The 14,981-nt window shown below is 65.4% G+C and carries 9 protein-coding genes and 2 pseudogenes; 2 read left to right on the top strand and 9 right to left on the bottom strand.

Features of this window, described 5'->3' with window-relative positions; all coding sequences use genetic code 11:
* Positions 1–5 precede the first annotated feature (5 nt).
* Complete coding sequence (locus ACVWW1_RS18325; protein WP_456656931.1) at positions 6–1,955, bottom strand: alpha-1,4-glucan--maltose-1-phosphate maltosyltransferase; 1,950 nt, start codon at positions 1,953–1,955, stop codon at positions 6–8.
* A 204-nt stretch (positions 1,956–2,159) separates the two neighbouring features.
* Here ACVWW1_RS18325 and malQ point away from each other — a divergent pair, with 204 nt between their 5' ends.
* On the top strand, positions 2,160–4,106 hold the full coding sequence (malQ, locus tag ACVWW1_RS18320) for a 4-alpha-glucanotransferase (RefSeq protein ID WP_456656930.1): 1,947 nt from the start codon (positions 2,160–2,162) through the stop codon (positions 4,104–4,106).
* A gap of 18 nt (positions 4,107–4,124) precedes the next feature.
* A complete protein-coding gene (locus ACVWW1_RS18315; RefSeq protein WP_456656929.1) occupies positions 4,125–5,933 on the top strand; it encodes a glycoside hydrolase family 15 protein in 1,809 nt (602 codons plus the stop codon).
* Positions 5,934–5,976: 43 nt separating this feature from the next.
* Here the strand turns inward: ACVWW1_RS18315 and ACVWW1_RS18310 are convergent, their stop codons facing one another.
* The 8 genes and pseudogenes from ACVWW1_RS18310 to ACVWW1_RS18275 all read right to left on the bottom strand — a co-directional run bounded on the left by ACVWW1_RS18310 (position 5,977) and on the right by ACVWW1_RS18275 (position 14,763).
* The gene (locus ACVWW1_RS18310; RefSeq protein ID WP_456656928.1) at positions 5,977–6,783 is read right to left on the bottom strand and encodes a Cof-type HAD-IIB family hydrolase; all 807 of its coding nucleotides are present in this window, start codon (positions 6,781–6,783) and stop codon (positions 5,977–5,979) included.
* Entirely contained in the window at positions 6,780–7,268 is a 489-nt protein-coding gene (locus ACVWW1_RS18305; protein WP_456660606.1) for a gluconokinase, read from the bottom strand. The genes ACVWW1_RS18310 and ACVWW1_RS18305 overlap by 4 nt, the downstream gene beginning before the upstream one ends.
* A gap of 54 nt (positions 7,269–7,322) precedes the next feature.
* Entirely contained in the window at positions 7,323–8,075 is a 753-nt protein-coding gene (gene pgl / locus ACVWW1_RS18300) for a 6-phosphogluconolactonase (protein WP_456656927.1), read from the bottom strand.
* A gap of 2 nt (positions 8,076–8,077) precedes the next feature.
* On the bottom strand, positions 8,078–9,571 hold the full coding sequence (gene zwf, locus ACVWW1_RS18295; protein ID WP_456656926.1) for a glucose-6-phosphate dehydrogenase: 1,494 nt from the start codon (positions 9,569–9,571) through the stop codon (positions 8,078–8,080).
* 20 nt (positions 9,572–9,591) lie between these two features.
* Positions 9,592–10,575: a phosphogluconate dehydrogenase (NAD(+)-dependent, decarboxylating) gene (gene gnd, locus ACVWW1_RS18290; RefSeq protein ID WP_176529693.1), complete on the bottom strand. Its 984-nt coding sequence runs from the start codon at positions 10,573–10,575 to the stop codon at positions 9,592–9,594.
* A gap of 12 nt (positions 10,576–10,587) precedes the next feature.
* Positions 10,588–13,435, bottom strand: a pseudogene (locus ACVWW1_RS18285) (bifunctional transaldolase/phosoglucose isomerase).
* Positions 13,436–13,653: 218 nt separating this feature from the next.
* Positions 13,654–14,103, bottom strand: a complete 450-nt coding sequence (locus ACVWW1_RS18280; protein ID WP_456656925.1) for a DsrE family protein — start codon at positions 14,101–14,103, stop codon at positions 13,654–13,656.
* Positions 14,104–14,144: 41 nt separating this feature from the next.
* Positions 14,145–14,763: pseudogene (locus ACVWW1_RS18275) on the bottom strand (hypothetical protein).
* Positions 14,764–14,981: the final 218 nt, after the last annotated feature.

Raw genomic sequence — 14,981 nt, 5'->3', positions numbered from 1 at the left:
CTCCTTCAGGCGACACAGCGCAACAGCAACGCGGGATCGCGCGCAGGATCCAGACGCAGGCGGATGCCTCCCCATTCGAGCGCATGACGCTCGCCGGTGACAAGGTCTTCCACGGCCGTGACGGGGCGGCGGGCATCGCCACGGCCGGCCATGACGTCGCCGAGCGGTAGCCAGACGTCGCGGGGCTCGGACGATAACGCAATCGCGGCCGCGATCACATTGCCCTGATCGGCCGCTTCCTTGACGAAGCCGATCACGCCGCCGTCATCGACATTGATAAAGCGCAGATTGGCGAATTGTTGCAGGGCCGGATTGCCGCGCCTGATTTGGTTGAGGGCCGCGATATAGGGCTTGATGTTCCCGGCCTGATCCCAGTCGCGAACCCTGATCTCGTATTTCTCGGAGTTGAGATACTCCTCGCGGGCGGGGACCGGCGTGTGCTCGAGCAGCTCGAAGCCGCTGGTGATGCCGTAGTTGCTTGAAAGCGTCGCGGCCAGCGCGAGACGCGACTTGAACATCCAGGATTCGCCGCTTTGCAGGTGGAAGGGCAGGATGTCAGGTGTGTTGACGAAGAAATTCGGCCGAAAGAAGTCGCGATCGGGATAGGATATCAACTCGCCGAGATACTGTTCGAGCTCGGAACGCTGCGTGCGCCAGGTGAAGTAAGTATAGGACTGCGTGAAGCCGAGCTTGGCGAGGCCCTTCATCAGTTTCGGCCGCGCGAAGGCCTCCGAAAGGAACAGCCCGTCCGGATCGCGGTCCTGCACCTCTCGGATCAGCCATTCCCAGAACGCCAGCGGCTTGGTGTGCGGATTGTCGATCCGGAAGATTTTCACACCCTGTTCGACCCAGAACAGCACCACATCGCGCAGCGCGCGCCACAGCGCTGCGGCATCCTCGGATCCGAAATCCGGGCTGACGACATCGTCCCAGCGCTGCGGCGGATGTTCGGCCGTGCGCATCGATCCGTCCGGACGCCGCTTGAACCATTCCGGATGCGCGGTGAGCCAGGGATGATCGGGCGAGCATTGCACGGCGAAATCGAGCGCAGCCTCGAGGCCATGGGCTTGGCATGCCGCCACGAAGGCGCGGAAGTCGTCGAGCGTGCCGAGCTCCGGATGGACCGCGTCGTGGCCACCCTCGGCCGCACCGACCGCGTAGGGGTTGCCGGGATCGCCTGCCCGCGCGATGGCGGCATTGTTGCGGCCCTTGCGATGGGTCCGCCCGATCGGGTGGATCGGCGCCAGCAACACGACGTCGAAGCCCATCGCCGCGATATCGGGCAGCCGCGCGATGCAGTCGTTGAAGGTGGCGTGCACGCCCGGTGTCTTGCCCTGGCTGCGCGGAAACATCTGGTACCAGGCGCCGCTGCGCGCCCGCGGCCGGTCGGCGGTGAGAGGATAGAGCTGCGATCGCATCAGGTCGCGGCGAAACTGGCTGTCGGCCATCGCCTCCCGCAATTCCGGTGCGAGCAGCGCGCCCGGCTCGCCGGTCTGCAGAAAGATTTCGCACTGCCTGATGATGATTGCGGCCGCGGCCGGGCCACCGGCCTGCGCCCGGGTCAGCATGCCCGCACCTTCGACGGCATCCAGCGTGTGGTCGCCACCGTCGCGCTGCTTCTGCTCGAAGCGATGCCGCCAGCTGGCGAATTCGTCGGTCCAGGCCTCGATTGCGAAGCTGTAGCGGCCGGGCCGGTCGGGCACGAAGGCGCCGCCCCAGCGGTCGTCGCTGTGCGGCGTCATCGGCGCGTGTTGCCATTCGCCGTCGCCCTCATGTCGCCACACCAATGCCGCTGCGATCACATCATGTCCGTCACGGTAGATGTCGGCCCACACCTCGACAGGTTCGCCCGCGATGCGCTTGACCGCAAAGCGGCCGCCATCAACCGACGGATAGACATCGGTAATATGAAAAGTGCCGTGGGCACTCTCGACAGGCCGGGCGGTTTTGTTCACGGTGATGCCGCCATTGAATAGGCAAATGAAGTCCCGGCGCCGGGAAGGAGGCACGCCAGACCCATATAGAAAGCCGCTCGCCGGGCAATGGTTCCCGGTGGGAACGCCGGATAGGGTAGAGCGTTGAACATCAACTATCCCTTTCCCGTATCTGTACAATTTTAGCAACGATCCCAATACCGTTGCGAGCAGGCAGCGTGCCGAATGGACCATTACGCCAAAGCCCAGACCCTGGGAATCCAGACCGAGTATATCGATGGTAGCGGTCACCGCCGTGTGACAACCCCTGAGGCGCTGACGGCGATCCTCGCGGCGCTGCCGCCCCAGACGCCGCGACGGATGATCGCCGATCCCGTGGTCGTCAGAGGCGGCCATGGCGGACAGACGCAGCTCGCCGAGGCGGCCCGGCTTCCGGTGCAATGGAAGCTCACCAACGGCACGACAGTGCTCGCGCAAGGCGAGGCGCATGAGCGGAGTGTGACGTGGCCGTCGGGCCTGCCCGAGGGCGTGCACCGGTTGCAGCTGAAGGACGCCTCGGGCAGCGAGGAGCTGCCGTTTCTGGTGGCGCCGGACGGCGCATTCGGCGGCGCGTTCGACCGCTGCTGGGTGATCGCGGTTCAGCTCTATGGCGTGCGGTCGGCGCGCAACTGGGGCATCGGCGATTTCACCGATCTGCAGGGCCTGCTCGAATTCGCCCATCGGCTCGGCGCCGACGGCATCGGGCTCAATCCGCTGCATGCGCTGTTCGACGATCGGCCTGGCGATTGCAGCCCATACTCGCCGAACAGCCGGCTGTTCCTCAACGCGCTTTATATCGACGTCGCGAAGATTCCCGAATTCCGCGCCGATGCCGAGACGCAAGCCGCGCTGGCGCAGCTCCGCAGCCGTGACATGGTCGACTATGTCGGTGCCGCGGCGCTGAAATGGCCCGCGCTGCGCGCGGCCTTCGCGGCCTTCAAGGCCAATCCCGGCCTCGGCCGCTGGCAGGATTTCGAGGCCTATCGCAAGGAGCAGGGCGTGCTGCTGTCGCGCTTCGCCTGCTTCGAGGTGATGCGGCACAAATTCAACACGCCGTGGTGGGAATGGCCGGACGAATGGCGGCAGCCCGACGATACGGCGTGCGCGAAATTGCGCCGGGCGCGCGACACCGCCACTGAGGTCGAATTCGTCGAATTCGTGCAATGGACGGCGGACCGGCAGCTCGGCGCCTGCCAGGCGCTCGCGCACAAGCTCGGCATGCGGGTCGGACTCTATCTCGACGTCGCCGTTGGCGTGCAGTCGGATGGCTTCGACGCCTGGAATGAGCAGATCGCGATCTCGCGTCATCTCGGCGTTGGCGCGCCGCCGGATCCGCTCAACACCGCGGGCCAGGACTGGGGGCTTGCCGGCTTCAATGCCGCGGGCCTCGAGCAGCGCTCGTTCGAGCCGTTCAGGCAGATGCTGCGCGCCTCGATGCACCATGCCGGCGCGATCAGGCTCGACCACGCCTTCGGGCTGAAGCGGCTCTATCTTGTGCCGCGCGGCTTCGGCCCGGCCAATGGCGCCTACGTGCTGATGCCGTTCGAGGCGCTGCTGGCGGCGACCGCGCAGGAGAGCGTCGCGAGCCGCTGCGTCGTGATCGGCGAGGACCTCGGCACCGTGCCCCCGGGGTTCCGCGAGCAGATGAACGGCTGGGGCATCTGGTCCTATCTCGTGATGATGTTCGAGACCGACGACCAGGGCGCCTTCCGCAACGTCGACTACTATCTGCCGAATGCGCTGGTGACGTTCAACACCCACGACCTCTCGACCTATGCCGGCTGGCGCTCGTTCAGCGACCTCAAGACCAAGCGCGCGCTCGGGATCGATCCCGGCGAGACCGACCAGGGGCGTTGGGATGCGCTCGGCCATCTCGACGACGTGCTGCGCCGTCACGACATCCACCACAATGATTTCTATTCGGTGGTGAACTTCATGGCACGGACGCGGTCGCGGATGATGGCGGTTTCGATGGAGGATTTGCTCGGCATCGTCGAGCAGCCGAACATCCCCGGCACCGTCTATGAGCATCCGAACTGGAAACGGCGGCTGCCGGTCTCGATCGAGCATCTCGCGTCGGCGATCGATATCGACGCGCTCAAGCGTGCAACCCGCGAGCGGTCGCACGCCTGACAACGCGGAGCACGGCGCGTGGCCTCTCGTATCGAAGACTATGGACTGATTGGTGATTGCGAGACCGCAGCGTTGGTCGGCCGTGACGGCTCGATCGACTGGCTGTGCTGGCCGGCATTCGATTCCGACGCCTGCTTTGCGGCGCTGCTCGGCACGTCGCGGAATGGCCGCTGGCTGCTGGCGCCGGCCGGGGAGGTCCGACAGACCTCCCGCCGCTATTGGGACGATACGCTGATCCTCGAGACGCGGTTCGAGACCGAGGATGGAGTGGTCGCGCTGATCGACTTCATGCCGCCGCGCGGCAATGCCTCCGACGTGGTCCGCCTGGTTCGCGGCATCAGCGGCCGCGTCAAGATGCACATGGAGCTGGTGATCCGCTTCGGCTTCGGGGTCGATGTCCCCTGGGTGAAGAAGAACCCGGACGGCGACGGACTGTTGGCGATCAGCGGGCAGGACATGACCGTGCTGCGCACGCCGGTTAAGACATCGGGCAAGGACTTGACCACGATCGCCGATTTCGAGATCGGCGAGGGCGACACCGTGCCGTTCGTCCTGACATATGGAGCGTCGTATCAGCCGGTGCCGGGGTCGATCGCCCCCGAGGCAGCGCTGAAGGATACCGAGGCATACTGGAAGGAATGGTGCAGCCGTTCGACCTATGACGGCAGCTATCAGCGCAGCCTCGTGATGCGCTCGCTGATCACGCTGAAGGCGCTGACCTTCAGGCCCACCGGCGGCATCGTTGCCGCACCGACCACGTCATTGCCGGAAAAACTCGGCGGCGCGCGCAACTGGGACTACCGGTTCTGCTGGCTGCGCGACGCCACCTTCACGCTGCTGGCGCTGATGAATTCGGGCTATACCGAGGAGGCGGCGGCCTGGCACAACTGGCTGCTGCGGGCCGCGGCCGGTGCTCCTGCCGACATGCAGATCATGTACGGCATCCTGGGGCAGCGGCGCCTCTTGGAATGGGAAGCCGGATGGCTGTCCGGTTATGAAGGCGCGCAGCCGGTCCGCGTCGGCAATGCCGCACATGCGCAGCTGCAGCTCGACGTCTACGGCGAGTTGATCGACGCCTTCCACCAGTCCCGCATGGCCAAGCTGAAACTCGATGATGAGAGCTGGTCGCTCGAATGCACCGTCGTCAGTCATCTCGCCGATGTCTGGGACCAGCCGGATCACGGCATCTGGGAGCGTCGCAGCACTCCCAGACATTACGTGTTCTCCAAGGTGATGTGCTGGGTCGCCTTCGACCGCGCCATCAAGAGCGCGGAACGGTTCGGCTTCAAGGGGCCGCTGGTCAAATGGCGGGTGCTGCGCGAGGCCATTCATCGCGACGTCTGCCGGCGCGGCTTCGATCCTGATCTCAACAGCTTCGTCGAGAGCTATGACTCAAAGCTGCTCGACGCCAGCCTGCTGTTGTTGCCGTCGGTCGGCTTCCTGCCGCCGTCCGATCCGCGCATCCGCGGCACGATCGCGGCGGTCGAGCGGCGCTTGATGCGCGACGGGTTCGTGCTGCGGCACGATCCGCGCGAGGAGTCCGACGAAATCCAGCCGATCGAGGGCGCATTCCTGGCCTGCAGCCTGTGGCTTGCCGACGCCCATGTGCTGGCGGGAGATCTCGACAAGGCGCAAACCATGTTCGAACGCGTGGTGGCGGTCGCCAACGATCTCGGGCTGCTGGCGGAGGAGTTCGACTCCGGAGCCGGCCGGCAGACCGGCAACTTCCCGCAGGCGCTGACCCATATCGCGCTGATCAACACGGCACACAATCTCAGCGCCGCCAGGGCCGATGCCGAGAAGCCGGCGGTGCAGCGGTCGACCTGATCGTGGCATTTGTCTTGCGCACGATCTTTTTAGAAGAACCGTCTTAACGGCCCATCGTCAGCACGATGTCCATCGCGCGCGCGAAACCGTCGTGCTCGTTGGCTTCGGTGACATGCGTGGCGCGCGCCTTCACGTCGTCGCTGGCATTGCCCATCGCGAACGAGACGCCGCTTCTCGCAAACATCGGCAGATCGTTCTGCATGTCGCCGATCGTGGCGACATTCTCCAGCGCCACGCCGAGGCGCCTCGCGATGCCCTCGACGAAGGTGCCCTTGTCGTGGCCGGGCGGGGTGACGTCGAGATAGTAGGTCTGCGAGCGGACCGCGGTCGCATCATTGCCGACCATCTGCTGCATCTCCGCCTCGCAGCGCTGCAGCAGGGCCGCATCCGAGCTTGCGCCGACGATCTTGCAGGCCTGGTCGAGATAGGGCGTGAAATCGCCGACGATGGTCGGATCATGCTTGATCGCGCGCTTTTCGTGCGCGTTGTACTCGCCGTCGGGATTCCGCGTCAGCCAGCGGTCGTTGGTGAACAGCCAGATGTCGACGCCGCGCTCGCGGAGCAGGTCGACGCTGCGCCTGGCGACGGCAGGGGGGATCACATGCTGCTCGATCGGCTGCAATTGCGGATCGACGATCGACGAGCCGTTGAAGGCGCCGATCGGCAGCGTGATCGCAAGCGGCGCGACCAGGAAACCCATCCCGATCGTTGGCCGGCTGGAGACGATGGTGAAGCCGATACCGGCCTCATGCAGCCTGCGCACGGCCGCCAGGGCGCCGTCGGTTAAGGTCTTGTCCTTGGTGAGCAGCGTGCCGTCGACATCGGACACGACAAGGGCGATGCGGGTCATGGGCGGTCCAGTTTCAGTTGACTGACGATGTCTTCGACGATGGTGTCGACCGAACGGTCGATCGCAACCGTGATCGGGCGTTCGTCGGGCGTCGGCGGCTCCAGCGTCTTGAACTGGCTGGCGAGCAGGCCCGGCGGCATGAAATGGTCCTTGCGCGCGGCCAGCCGTGTGGCGATCAGCTCCTGCGTGCCGTCGAGGAAGACGATGCGGATGTCGTCGCGGCCGTGCACCAGGATGTCGCGATAGGCGCGCTTCAGCGCGGAGCAGGCGATGACGGCGCGCTCGCGGACGCCGCAGGTGCGGTCGATCTCATTGGCGATCGCGCGCAGCCAGGGCCAGCGATCCTCGTCGGTGAGCGGCTGGCCCGAATGCATCTTCGCGACGTTGCTCGGAGGATGAAAGCTGTCGCCGTCCTCGAAGCGCCAGCCGATCCTGATCGCAAGGCGGTCGGCGATGGTGCTCTTGCCCGAGCCGGAAACGCCCATCACGACCAGTGCGCAGGGGTTTTGCCCGTCACCCAAGAAAGTCACCCAAGAGCATCATCCACGAAAATCCTCCGGCAGCGAGGCCTGATCGATCAACCAGACGGTTTCGCCTAGCGATCGCGCGCGGTTTGCCGGCAGGTTCTCGCCTGCGAACAGGCGCGTCAAGATCGCGCGCTTGTTTTCGCCCGCCACCTCGAACAGCATCTCGCGGCAGGAGGCGAGGGCAGGCAGGGTCAAGGAGACGCGTGGCACGAACGGTTCGACATTGGCCTTGGGCACCCCGACCACCCAGCGCTGCGTTTCCTCGACCGCGGGATAGCCGGGAAACAGCGAGGCGGTGTGGCCATCGGGCCCGATGCCCATCAGCACCAGGTCGAACAGCGGCCGCTTCGGATCGAGCTGTTCGGCGCCGTAGAAGGCCATCAGCTCGTTCTCGTACAGCGCCGCGCTGACGTCGGGATCCCTGAGATCGGCGGTGTCGGTTGCGATCGGGTGGACGTTCGCAGCCGGAGCGCAGCGGTCGAGGAAGGCCTGGCGCGCCATGCTCATATTGTGCAGCGGGTCCTTGCGCGGCACCAGCCGCTCGTCGCCGATGAACCAGTCGATGCGATCCCACGGAATCCGCCGGCGATAGTCCGGCGTCGCCAGCAGGTGGTAGAGCGCCTTGGGGCTGGAGCCGCCGGTGAGGCAGACCGCGATCCGGCCGCTGTTCTGGTCGATCCTGGCGATCATCCGTTCGGCGGCGGTCTGCGCCAATGCGGCCGGATCGGCGACCGTGATGATCTTGCGCTCGCCGCTCGTGGTCATGGTCAGCTGAGCTTCCGCCAGCTGCGGCCGTCGCGCGTCAGCAGTGCGTTGGCCGCCTCCGGGCCTTCGCTGCCGGCCTTGTAGGGTTGCAGGCCACGCCCGCCGGCAGTCTTCCAGGCGTCGAGGAAGGGCTGCACCGCCTGCCATCCGGCCTCGACGCTATCGGCGCGTTGGAACAGCAAATTGTCGCCGATCATGCAGTCGTAGATCAGTGTCTCGTAACCGGTCGACGGCTCCGCCTTGAAGTAGTCCTTGTAGCGGAACTTCATCTCGACGCCGTCGATGTTGATGGCCGGGCCCGGCACCTTGGTGTTGAACTGCAGCTCGATGCCTTCGGTCGGCTCGGTCGAGATGACCAGGTAGTTCTGCGACAGGCGGTCGACCGCGGTATCGCGGAACATCGCGAACGGCGCCTGCTTGAACTTGATCGCGATCTCGGTGCGCTTGGTGGTCAGTGCCTTACCGGTGCGCAGATAGAACGGCACGCCGGCCCAGCGCCAATTGTCGATGGTCAGCTTGAGTGCCGCATAGGTCTCGGTCGAGCTGTCGGGCTTGACGTCCGGCGTCTTGAGATAGTCCTCGATTTCGGTGTCGCCGATCCGGCCGCTGCGATACTGGCCGCGCACCGAGTTGGACAGCGCCTCCTGCGCGCTCTGGATCTGGATCGCGCTCAGCACCTCGGCCTTCTCCGAGCGCACCGCATGGGCGTCGAAGCGCGCCGGCGGCTCCATCGTCACCAGCGACAGCAGCTGGAACAGATGGTTCGGCACCATGTCGCGCAGCGCGCCGGTGGCGTCATAGAAGCTGCCGCGATGGCCGACGCCGAGCTTCTCGTCGACGGTGATCTGGATGTGGTCGATGTGGTTGCGGTTCCAGATCGGCTCGAACATGCCGTTGGCAAAGCGCAGCACCAGGATGTTCTGGACGGTTTCCTTGCCGAGGTAATGGTCGATCCGGTAGATTTGGTGCTCGTCCATCAGCTTCAGCAGCGCTGAATTCAGCGCCCTGGCCGATGCCAGATCGGTGCCGAACGGCTTTTCGATGATCAGCCGACGCCAGGCGCCGTTCTCCTCCAGCATGCCGGTGCGTCCGAGCTGCTCGCTGATCGGCAGGAAGGCGCTCGGCGGGGTCGCGAGATAGAACAGCCGGTTGCCGCCGGTGCCGCGTGCGGTCTCGAGCTTGTCGAGCCGTTCATTCATGGCATCGAACGAAGCGGGATCTCTCGGATCGGCCTCGATCGAGGTGACGCATTCGAACAGCTGCTTCGCGATCGCCTCGTCGACGGGGCGGGTAGCGAACTTGCGAAGCCCCTGCATCAGGCTGTCGGTCAGCTGCTCGCTCGACATGCCCTTGCGGACAATGCCGACCACGCAGAATTTCTCCGGCAGCAGATTGCCGGCGGCGAGATTGTAGAGCGCCGGAACGACCAGCCGGTGTGTCAGATCACCGGTGGCGCCGAAGATGATGAAGGAGCAAGGATCGGGTTTCTTCTGCACGTGACCTTCCGCGGTTCGCTTTAAGCCTTTTTCGGCGGCTCCTTATGGCCGCCAAACCCTGCGCGCATCGCCGAGAGGATCTTCTCGGCGAAGGTGTGGTCCTTGCGCGAGCGGAAGCGGGTGTAGAGCGCCGCCGTCAGCACCTCGGCCGGCACCGCCTCGTCGACTGCGGCGTTGACGGTCCAGCGGCCTTCGCCGGAATCCTCGACAAAGCCGGAGTAATTGTCGAGCGTGTGGTTCTGTGCCAGCGCCGAGGCCGTGAGGTCCAGCAGCCAGGACGGGATCACGCTGCCGCGCCGCCAGACTTCGGCAATGTCGGCGATGTCGAGATCAAAGCGATGGTCCGCCGGCAGCGCCTCGATATTGGCGTTCTTCAGGATGTCGAAGCCTTCGGCGTAGGCCTGCATCAGGCCGTATTCAATGCCGTTGTGGATCATCTTGACGAAATGCCCGGCGCCGATCGGACCGGCGTGGATGTAGCCCTGTTCGATCCTGACATCGCGCCCCTCGCGGCCGGAGGTGCGCGGGATGTCGCCGATGCCGGGCGCCAGCGTCCTGAAGATCGGATCGAGCCGGTCGACGACTGCCTTGTCGCCGCCGATCATCATGCAGTAGCCGCGCTCGATGCCCCAGATGCCGCCGCTGGTGCCGACATCGACATAGTGCAATCCGCGCTCCCTGAGCGCCTTGCCGCGCCGGACGTCGTCCTGCCAGAAGGTGTTGCCGCCGTCGATGATGACGTCGCCGGGCTGCATCAGCTTCGATAGCGCCTCGATGGTGGCTTCGGTGATCTTGCCGGCCGGCAGCATCACCCAGGCGGTGCGCGGCGCTTCCAGCTTGAGCACGAAATCCTCCAGCGACGAGGAACCGGTGGCGTTGTCGGCGACCAGCGCCGCGACCGCCTTCGGATCCTTGTCGTAGACCACGGTGGTGTGGCCGTTGCTCATCAGGCGGCGGACGATGTTGCCGCCCATCCGCCCGAGGCCGATCATGCCGAGTTGCATTGCTCGCCTCCGTCAGTTCAGTGCGGCCGAGATCGCGGCATCGAGTGCCGCAAGCCCGGAGGTGAGATCGCCCTTGAGGTGCACGCGCAGCGCCCGCCGGCCGCGCTCGGTGAGCACGTCGAAATCGCCGCGCGCCTGCGCCGCCTTGATCACGCCGAAGCTCGCCTTCTGGCCGGGCACCGGAAGGTCCTTGCTGTCGTCGGTCGTGACCTGCAGGAACACGCCGCTGTCGGGCCCGCCCTTGTAGGCCTGTCCGGTCGAATGCAGGAAGCGCGGGCCGAATTCGGCGCAGGTCGCAAGGTGTTTCGCGTCGCGCACCTTCAGCCGCATCGCCTGCATGGCATCGATGGTGTCGCCGTCGCGCTCGATATAGGCGAGCAGGGCGACATAGTCGCCGCGGGCGGAGCGGGAGAGATGCGCCTTGATCCAGGAATTGAGGTCGCCATTGGCGCCGGCCTTGCGCAACTCCTCGGCGTTCTGCGCGTCGGTGTAGAGCTCGACTCCATCCGCCGAGACCACCGGCTGCTCGGCCGGCAGCGATCCGGGTCTTCTCGAACGCCGCGGTCAGCTCGCGGGTCTTGATCTTGGCAGCCTCGACGTCAGGCTGGTTGAACGGGTTGATGCCGAGGATCGCGCCCGCCACCGCGGTCGCGATCTCGAAGCGGAAGAACTCCTGGCCGATATGGTCGATCGATTTCAGCACGATCCGGACCACGGGATGGCCGGCGGCCTCGAGCGCGGCGAGCTTTGCCTCATGCGCGGCGTCGTTCTCGCCCTCGGTGCGCAGGTCGATGAAGAAGCGGTCGTTGCCGTAGACCGCGGCGTCGCCGATGGTTTCGCCCTCGATCGGGATCAGGCCCTTGCCGTCCTTGCCGGTCGATTCCGCGATCAGCTGCTCGGCCCAGGCGCCGAAATCGGCGATCTCGGGGGAGGCGAAGATCGTCACCTTGTCGCGGCCTTCGAGCCCGGCGATGCCCATCGCCAGCCCGAGCTGGACGCCCGGGTTTTCCTGCGGCGGCACGTCGGCGCCGCAGGAGCGCACCATGGCGAGCGTATGACCGAGCAGGCTGCGGACGTCGATGCCTGCGGCCGCCGCCGGCACCAGGCCGAACGGCGACAGCACGGAATAGCGGCCGCCGATCGCGGGATCGCCGTAGAAGATACGGGCAAAGCCCTGCTTGATCGCGACCTTCTGCAGCGACGAGCCGGGGTCGGTCACCGCGATGAAGCGATGGCCGGCCTTGTCCTTGCCGATCGCCTTGGCCACCCGGTCGAAGAAATAGTCCTTCATCACGTTCGGCTCGGTCGTGCCGCCCGATTTGGAGGAGACGATGAACAGCGTCTTGGCGATGTCGACATACTCCTCCATCGCGCGCACCTGCGCCGGATCGGTGGAGTCGAGCACGTGCAGCCGCGGGAAGCCGGACTTGTGCGGGAAGGTCTGCGCCAGCACCTCCGGCCCGAGGCTCGATCCGCCCATGCCGAGCACAACGGCGTCGGTGAAGTTCTGGCCCTTCACGCGCTTGGCGAAATCCTCGTAGTCGGCGACGTCGGCGGTCGCGGCGCTGGTCAGCCAGCCCAGCCATTTGTCCTCGTCATCGCCGGTCCAGACCGACTTGTCCTTGTGCCAGAGCCTTCGGATCTTGGCCGACGCACGCCATTCCTCGGTGCTTTTCTCGACCGCCTTCTCGATGCCGGCGCCGAGCGCCAGCTTCTGATGGTCGATGCCGCCGCCGAGCGAGGTCGCGCGCTTGTGGGCGACCGCGCCGTACAGCTTGTCGGCCGCGTCGGCGAACAGCTTGACGCCGTCCTTGACCAGCTCCTCGGTGATCGCATCGAGCGAGATGCCGGACTTCTCCAGCTCCTCCAGCACGTGGCGGGCGTCCTCGACATTCTCCTCGAGGCTGTCGCGGACCTTGCCGTGGTCGCGGAAGGCATCGAGGGTTGCCGGCGGCACGGTGTTGACGGTATCGGGGCCAATCAGCTCCTCGACATAGAGCACGTCGCTATAGTCCTTGTTCTTGGTGCCGGTCGAAGCCCACAACAGCCGCTGCGGCTTGGCGCCCTTGGCCGTGAGCTTGTCCCAGCGCGGGCCCGAGAACAGGCGCTTGTAGTCCTGGTAGGCGAGCTTTGCATTGGCGATCGCGACCTTGCCCTTCAAGGCCGCGAGCCGCTCCTTCTCGGACGGGTCGTTGGCGCGTGCGATCTTCTCGTCGAGCTGCTTGTCGACGGCGCTGTCGATGCGGCTGACGAAGAAGCTGGCGACGCTTGCCACATGGGAGGGGTCGCCGCCCTTGGCGACGTACTTCTCCAGGCCCTTAAGATAGGCCTCCGCGACCTGGCGATAGACCTTCTGCGAGAACAGCAGCGTGATGTTGATGCTGATGCCTTCGCCGATCAGATACTCGACCGCCGGCAGGCCCTCCGGCGTCGCCGGCACCTTGACCATCAGGTTCTTGCGGTGAACGTCCTTCCAGAGCCGCTCGGCCTCCGCGATCGTGCCCTTGGTGTCCATCGCGAGATAGGGCGACACTTCGAGGCTGACGAAGCCGTCGCCGCCATGGCTCTGGTCGTAGACCGGGCGCAGCACGTCGGCGGCGTGCTGGATGTCCTCGACCGCGAGGTGTTCGAACAGGTCGGCGACCGAGCGGTCGCCCTTCTTGAGGGCCTTGCCGATCGCCCCGTCATACTCGTCCGAGCTGCCGATCGCCTTCTCGAAGATCGAGGGGTTGGACGTCACACCTTTGACGCCGTCGGTCTCGATCAGCCGCTTCAGGTCGCCCTTGGCGACGAAGCCGCGGGCAAGGAAGTCCAGCCAGACGGCCTGGCGGTGATTTTCGAGTGCTTTGACGGGGTTCATGGGTGCCTGTTCTCGTTCGATCGAGGGTCGATTTTTGGGTTCCCGGGCAGCTTTCGGGGGTGGAGGCGGATTGTCAACATGGCTGGGGGCCCGGGCGGAATATCAGCATTCCCAAGGGATAACGCCATTCACAACAGTTCGATCCCCTCGGACGCCGGTGCGAGCAGACCCTGATCTCGGCACATTTTTATGACGCGTTGCGGGCGCGCGGCTGCGCGTCAGGGCCGCAGGTAGAGGTAGCCTTGGGATTGCAGCTCGGCGAGGCGGACCACGCCGCCGCGTTCGGCGGCGACGAAGCCCGGGAGCAGGTCGGCGAGGGTGATGTTCTGCGATTTCATGGTGTTGCCGCAGGCGGCGAGCTCGATGCCATCCTTGGTGAACTGGCCGACCTGCTTCGACAGGCCGGGATTGACCGCCGCCGAATGAAACGCCTTCAGCGCCTGGCCGTGCACCACGAGCGCGATCGTCACATTGCCGGGGCCGCCGACGCCGTCGAGATGGTTCTGGATGTTGCCGATCACGAAATTGACCTTGCCGAGGTCGTCGAGGTGATAGACCACCTTCAGCTTTCCCGGTGGTGGGGTCTCAGTAGCGGCGTTCGCCCGTGACGCTGTAAAGGCAGCGCCGATCGCCGAGAGGGCGCCCCACAGGATGCTGCGTCGATGCATGGCGTCCCTCGCGCAATGATTGTTGATCGGCGCAAAGCCTATCACTTGTGCCGGAGGGCAGCGAGTTCCTTGCGGTCGGTCACAAGTTCGGCGCATTGGCTCAAGTCGTCGCGATCGACGCGAAAGATCTTGTCGTCGGCGCCGGCGAGCAGCGCCTCGCCCGCATCGTCGTCGGGCTTGTTGCGATTCCACACCACGATGCGGCCAAGGCGCGCGATCGCGGATTTGTCGTCTTTCGACAACGCCACAGTGATACCGCCGCCCTCACAATCCACGCTGCATTCGAAGCGCATCTCGTGTCCGGATTCGGTCGCGACCGCGTGGTTGCAGTAGCCGCTGGAGTCGAAATTGCCGGGGCGGTGGCGGTAGGCGACGCCGAGCCGGAACGAGTAGTTGGTGGTCTTGTCCTCCGGCGCATCCTCGGCGGCGACGAGCAGCTTCATCGCGCTGACCTTCTGCTTCGGATGCTGCGCCAGATGATTTGCATCGTATCGCCGCACGAAGCAGGCATAGGCTTTTCGCGCCGGGCGGGCCTGCGAACATCCTGTTGTCGAAGGCGGCCGCCTTGGCCTTGTCGACGCCTTCCTGCGCCTCGACGGTTAACGCCGCGCCGGCGCAGGCTGCGGCGGCAAGTGCGACAACAAGGAACGTCTGCTTCATGACCGCCTCGGGAATAGCCCGCGCCTCCAAGGTGTCATCTTTAATGCGCGGCAATGGTGCCGCGTGGAACTGCGCGGGCTCGTTGCCTTAGTCGCGGCGACAAGGAGGCACGTTCAACCTCGTCTGACAGTTTGTTCATGCGAGTCTGTGACGTGCACATCTTGACGCCAAGGCAGGACAGCCACACCTTTTCAGGGAGCCCAACGTTCATCGCCGGA

Source organism: Bradyrhizobium sp. JR3.5, from assembly GCF_054057015.1.
This window is presented reverse-complemented; position numbering and strand designations above follow the sequence as displayed.

Coding starts and splice junctions, on each gene's coding strand:
- gnd (WP_176529693.1), bottom strand. CDS start 10,575: ATGCAACTCGGCATGATCGGCCTCGGGCGGATGGGCGGCAACATCGTC.
- ACVWW1_RS18305 (WP_456660606.1), bottom strand. CDS start 7,268: ATGGGCGTTTCCGGCTCGGGCAAGAGCACCATCGCCGACCGCCTTGCG.
- ACVWW1_RS18310 (WP_456656928.1), bottom strand. CDS start 6,783: ATGACCCGCATCGCCCTTGTCGTGTCCGATGTCGACGGCACGCTGCTC.
- malQ (WP_456656930.1), top strand. CDS start 2,160: ATGGACCATTACGCCAAAGCCCAGACCCTGGGAATCCAGACCGAGTAT.
- pgl (WP_456656927.1), bottom strand. CDS start 8,075: ATGACCACGAGCGGCGAGCGCAAGATCATCACGGTCGCCGATCCGGCC.
- ACVWW1_RS18280 (WP_456656925.1), bottom strand. CDS start 14,103: ATGCATCGACGCAGCATCCTGTGGGGCGCCCTCTCGGCGATCGGCGCT.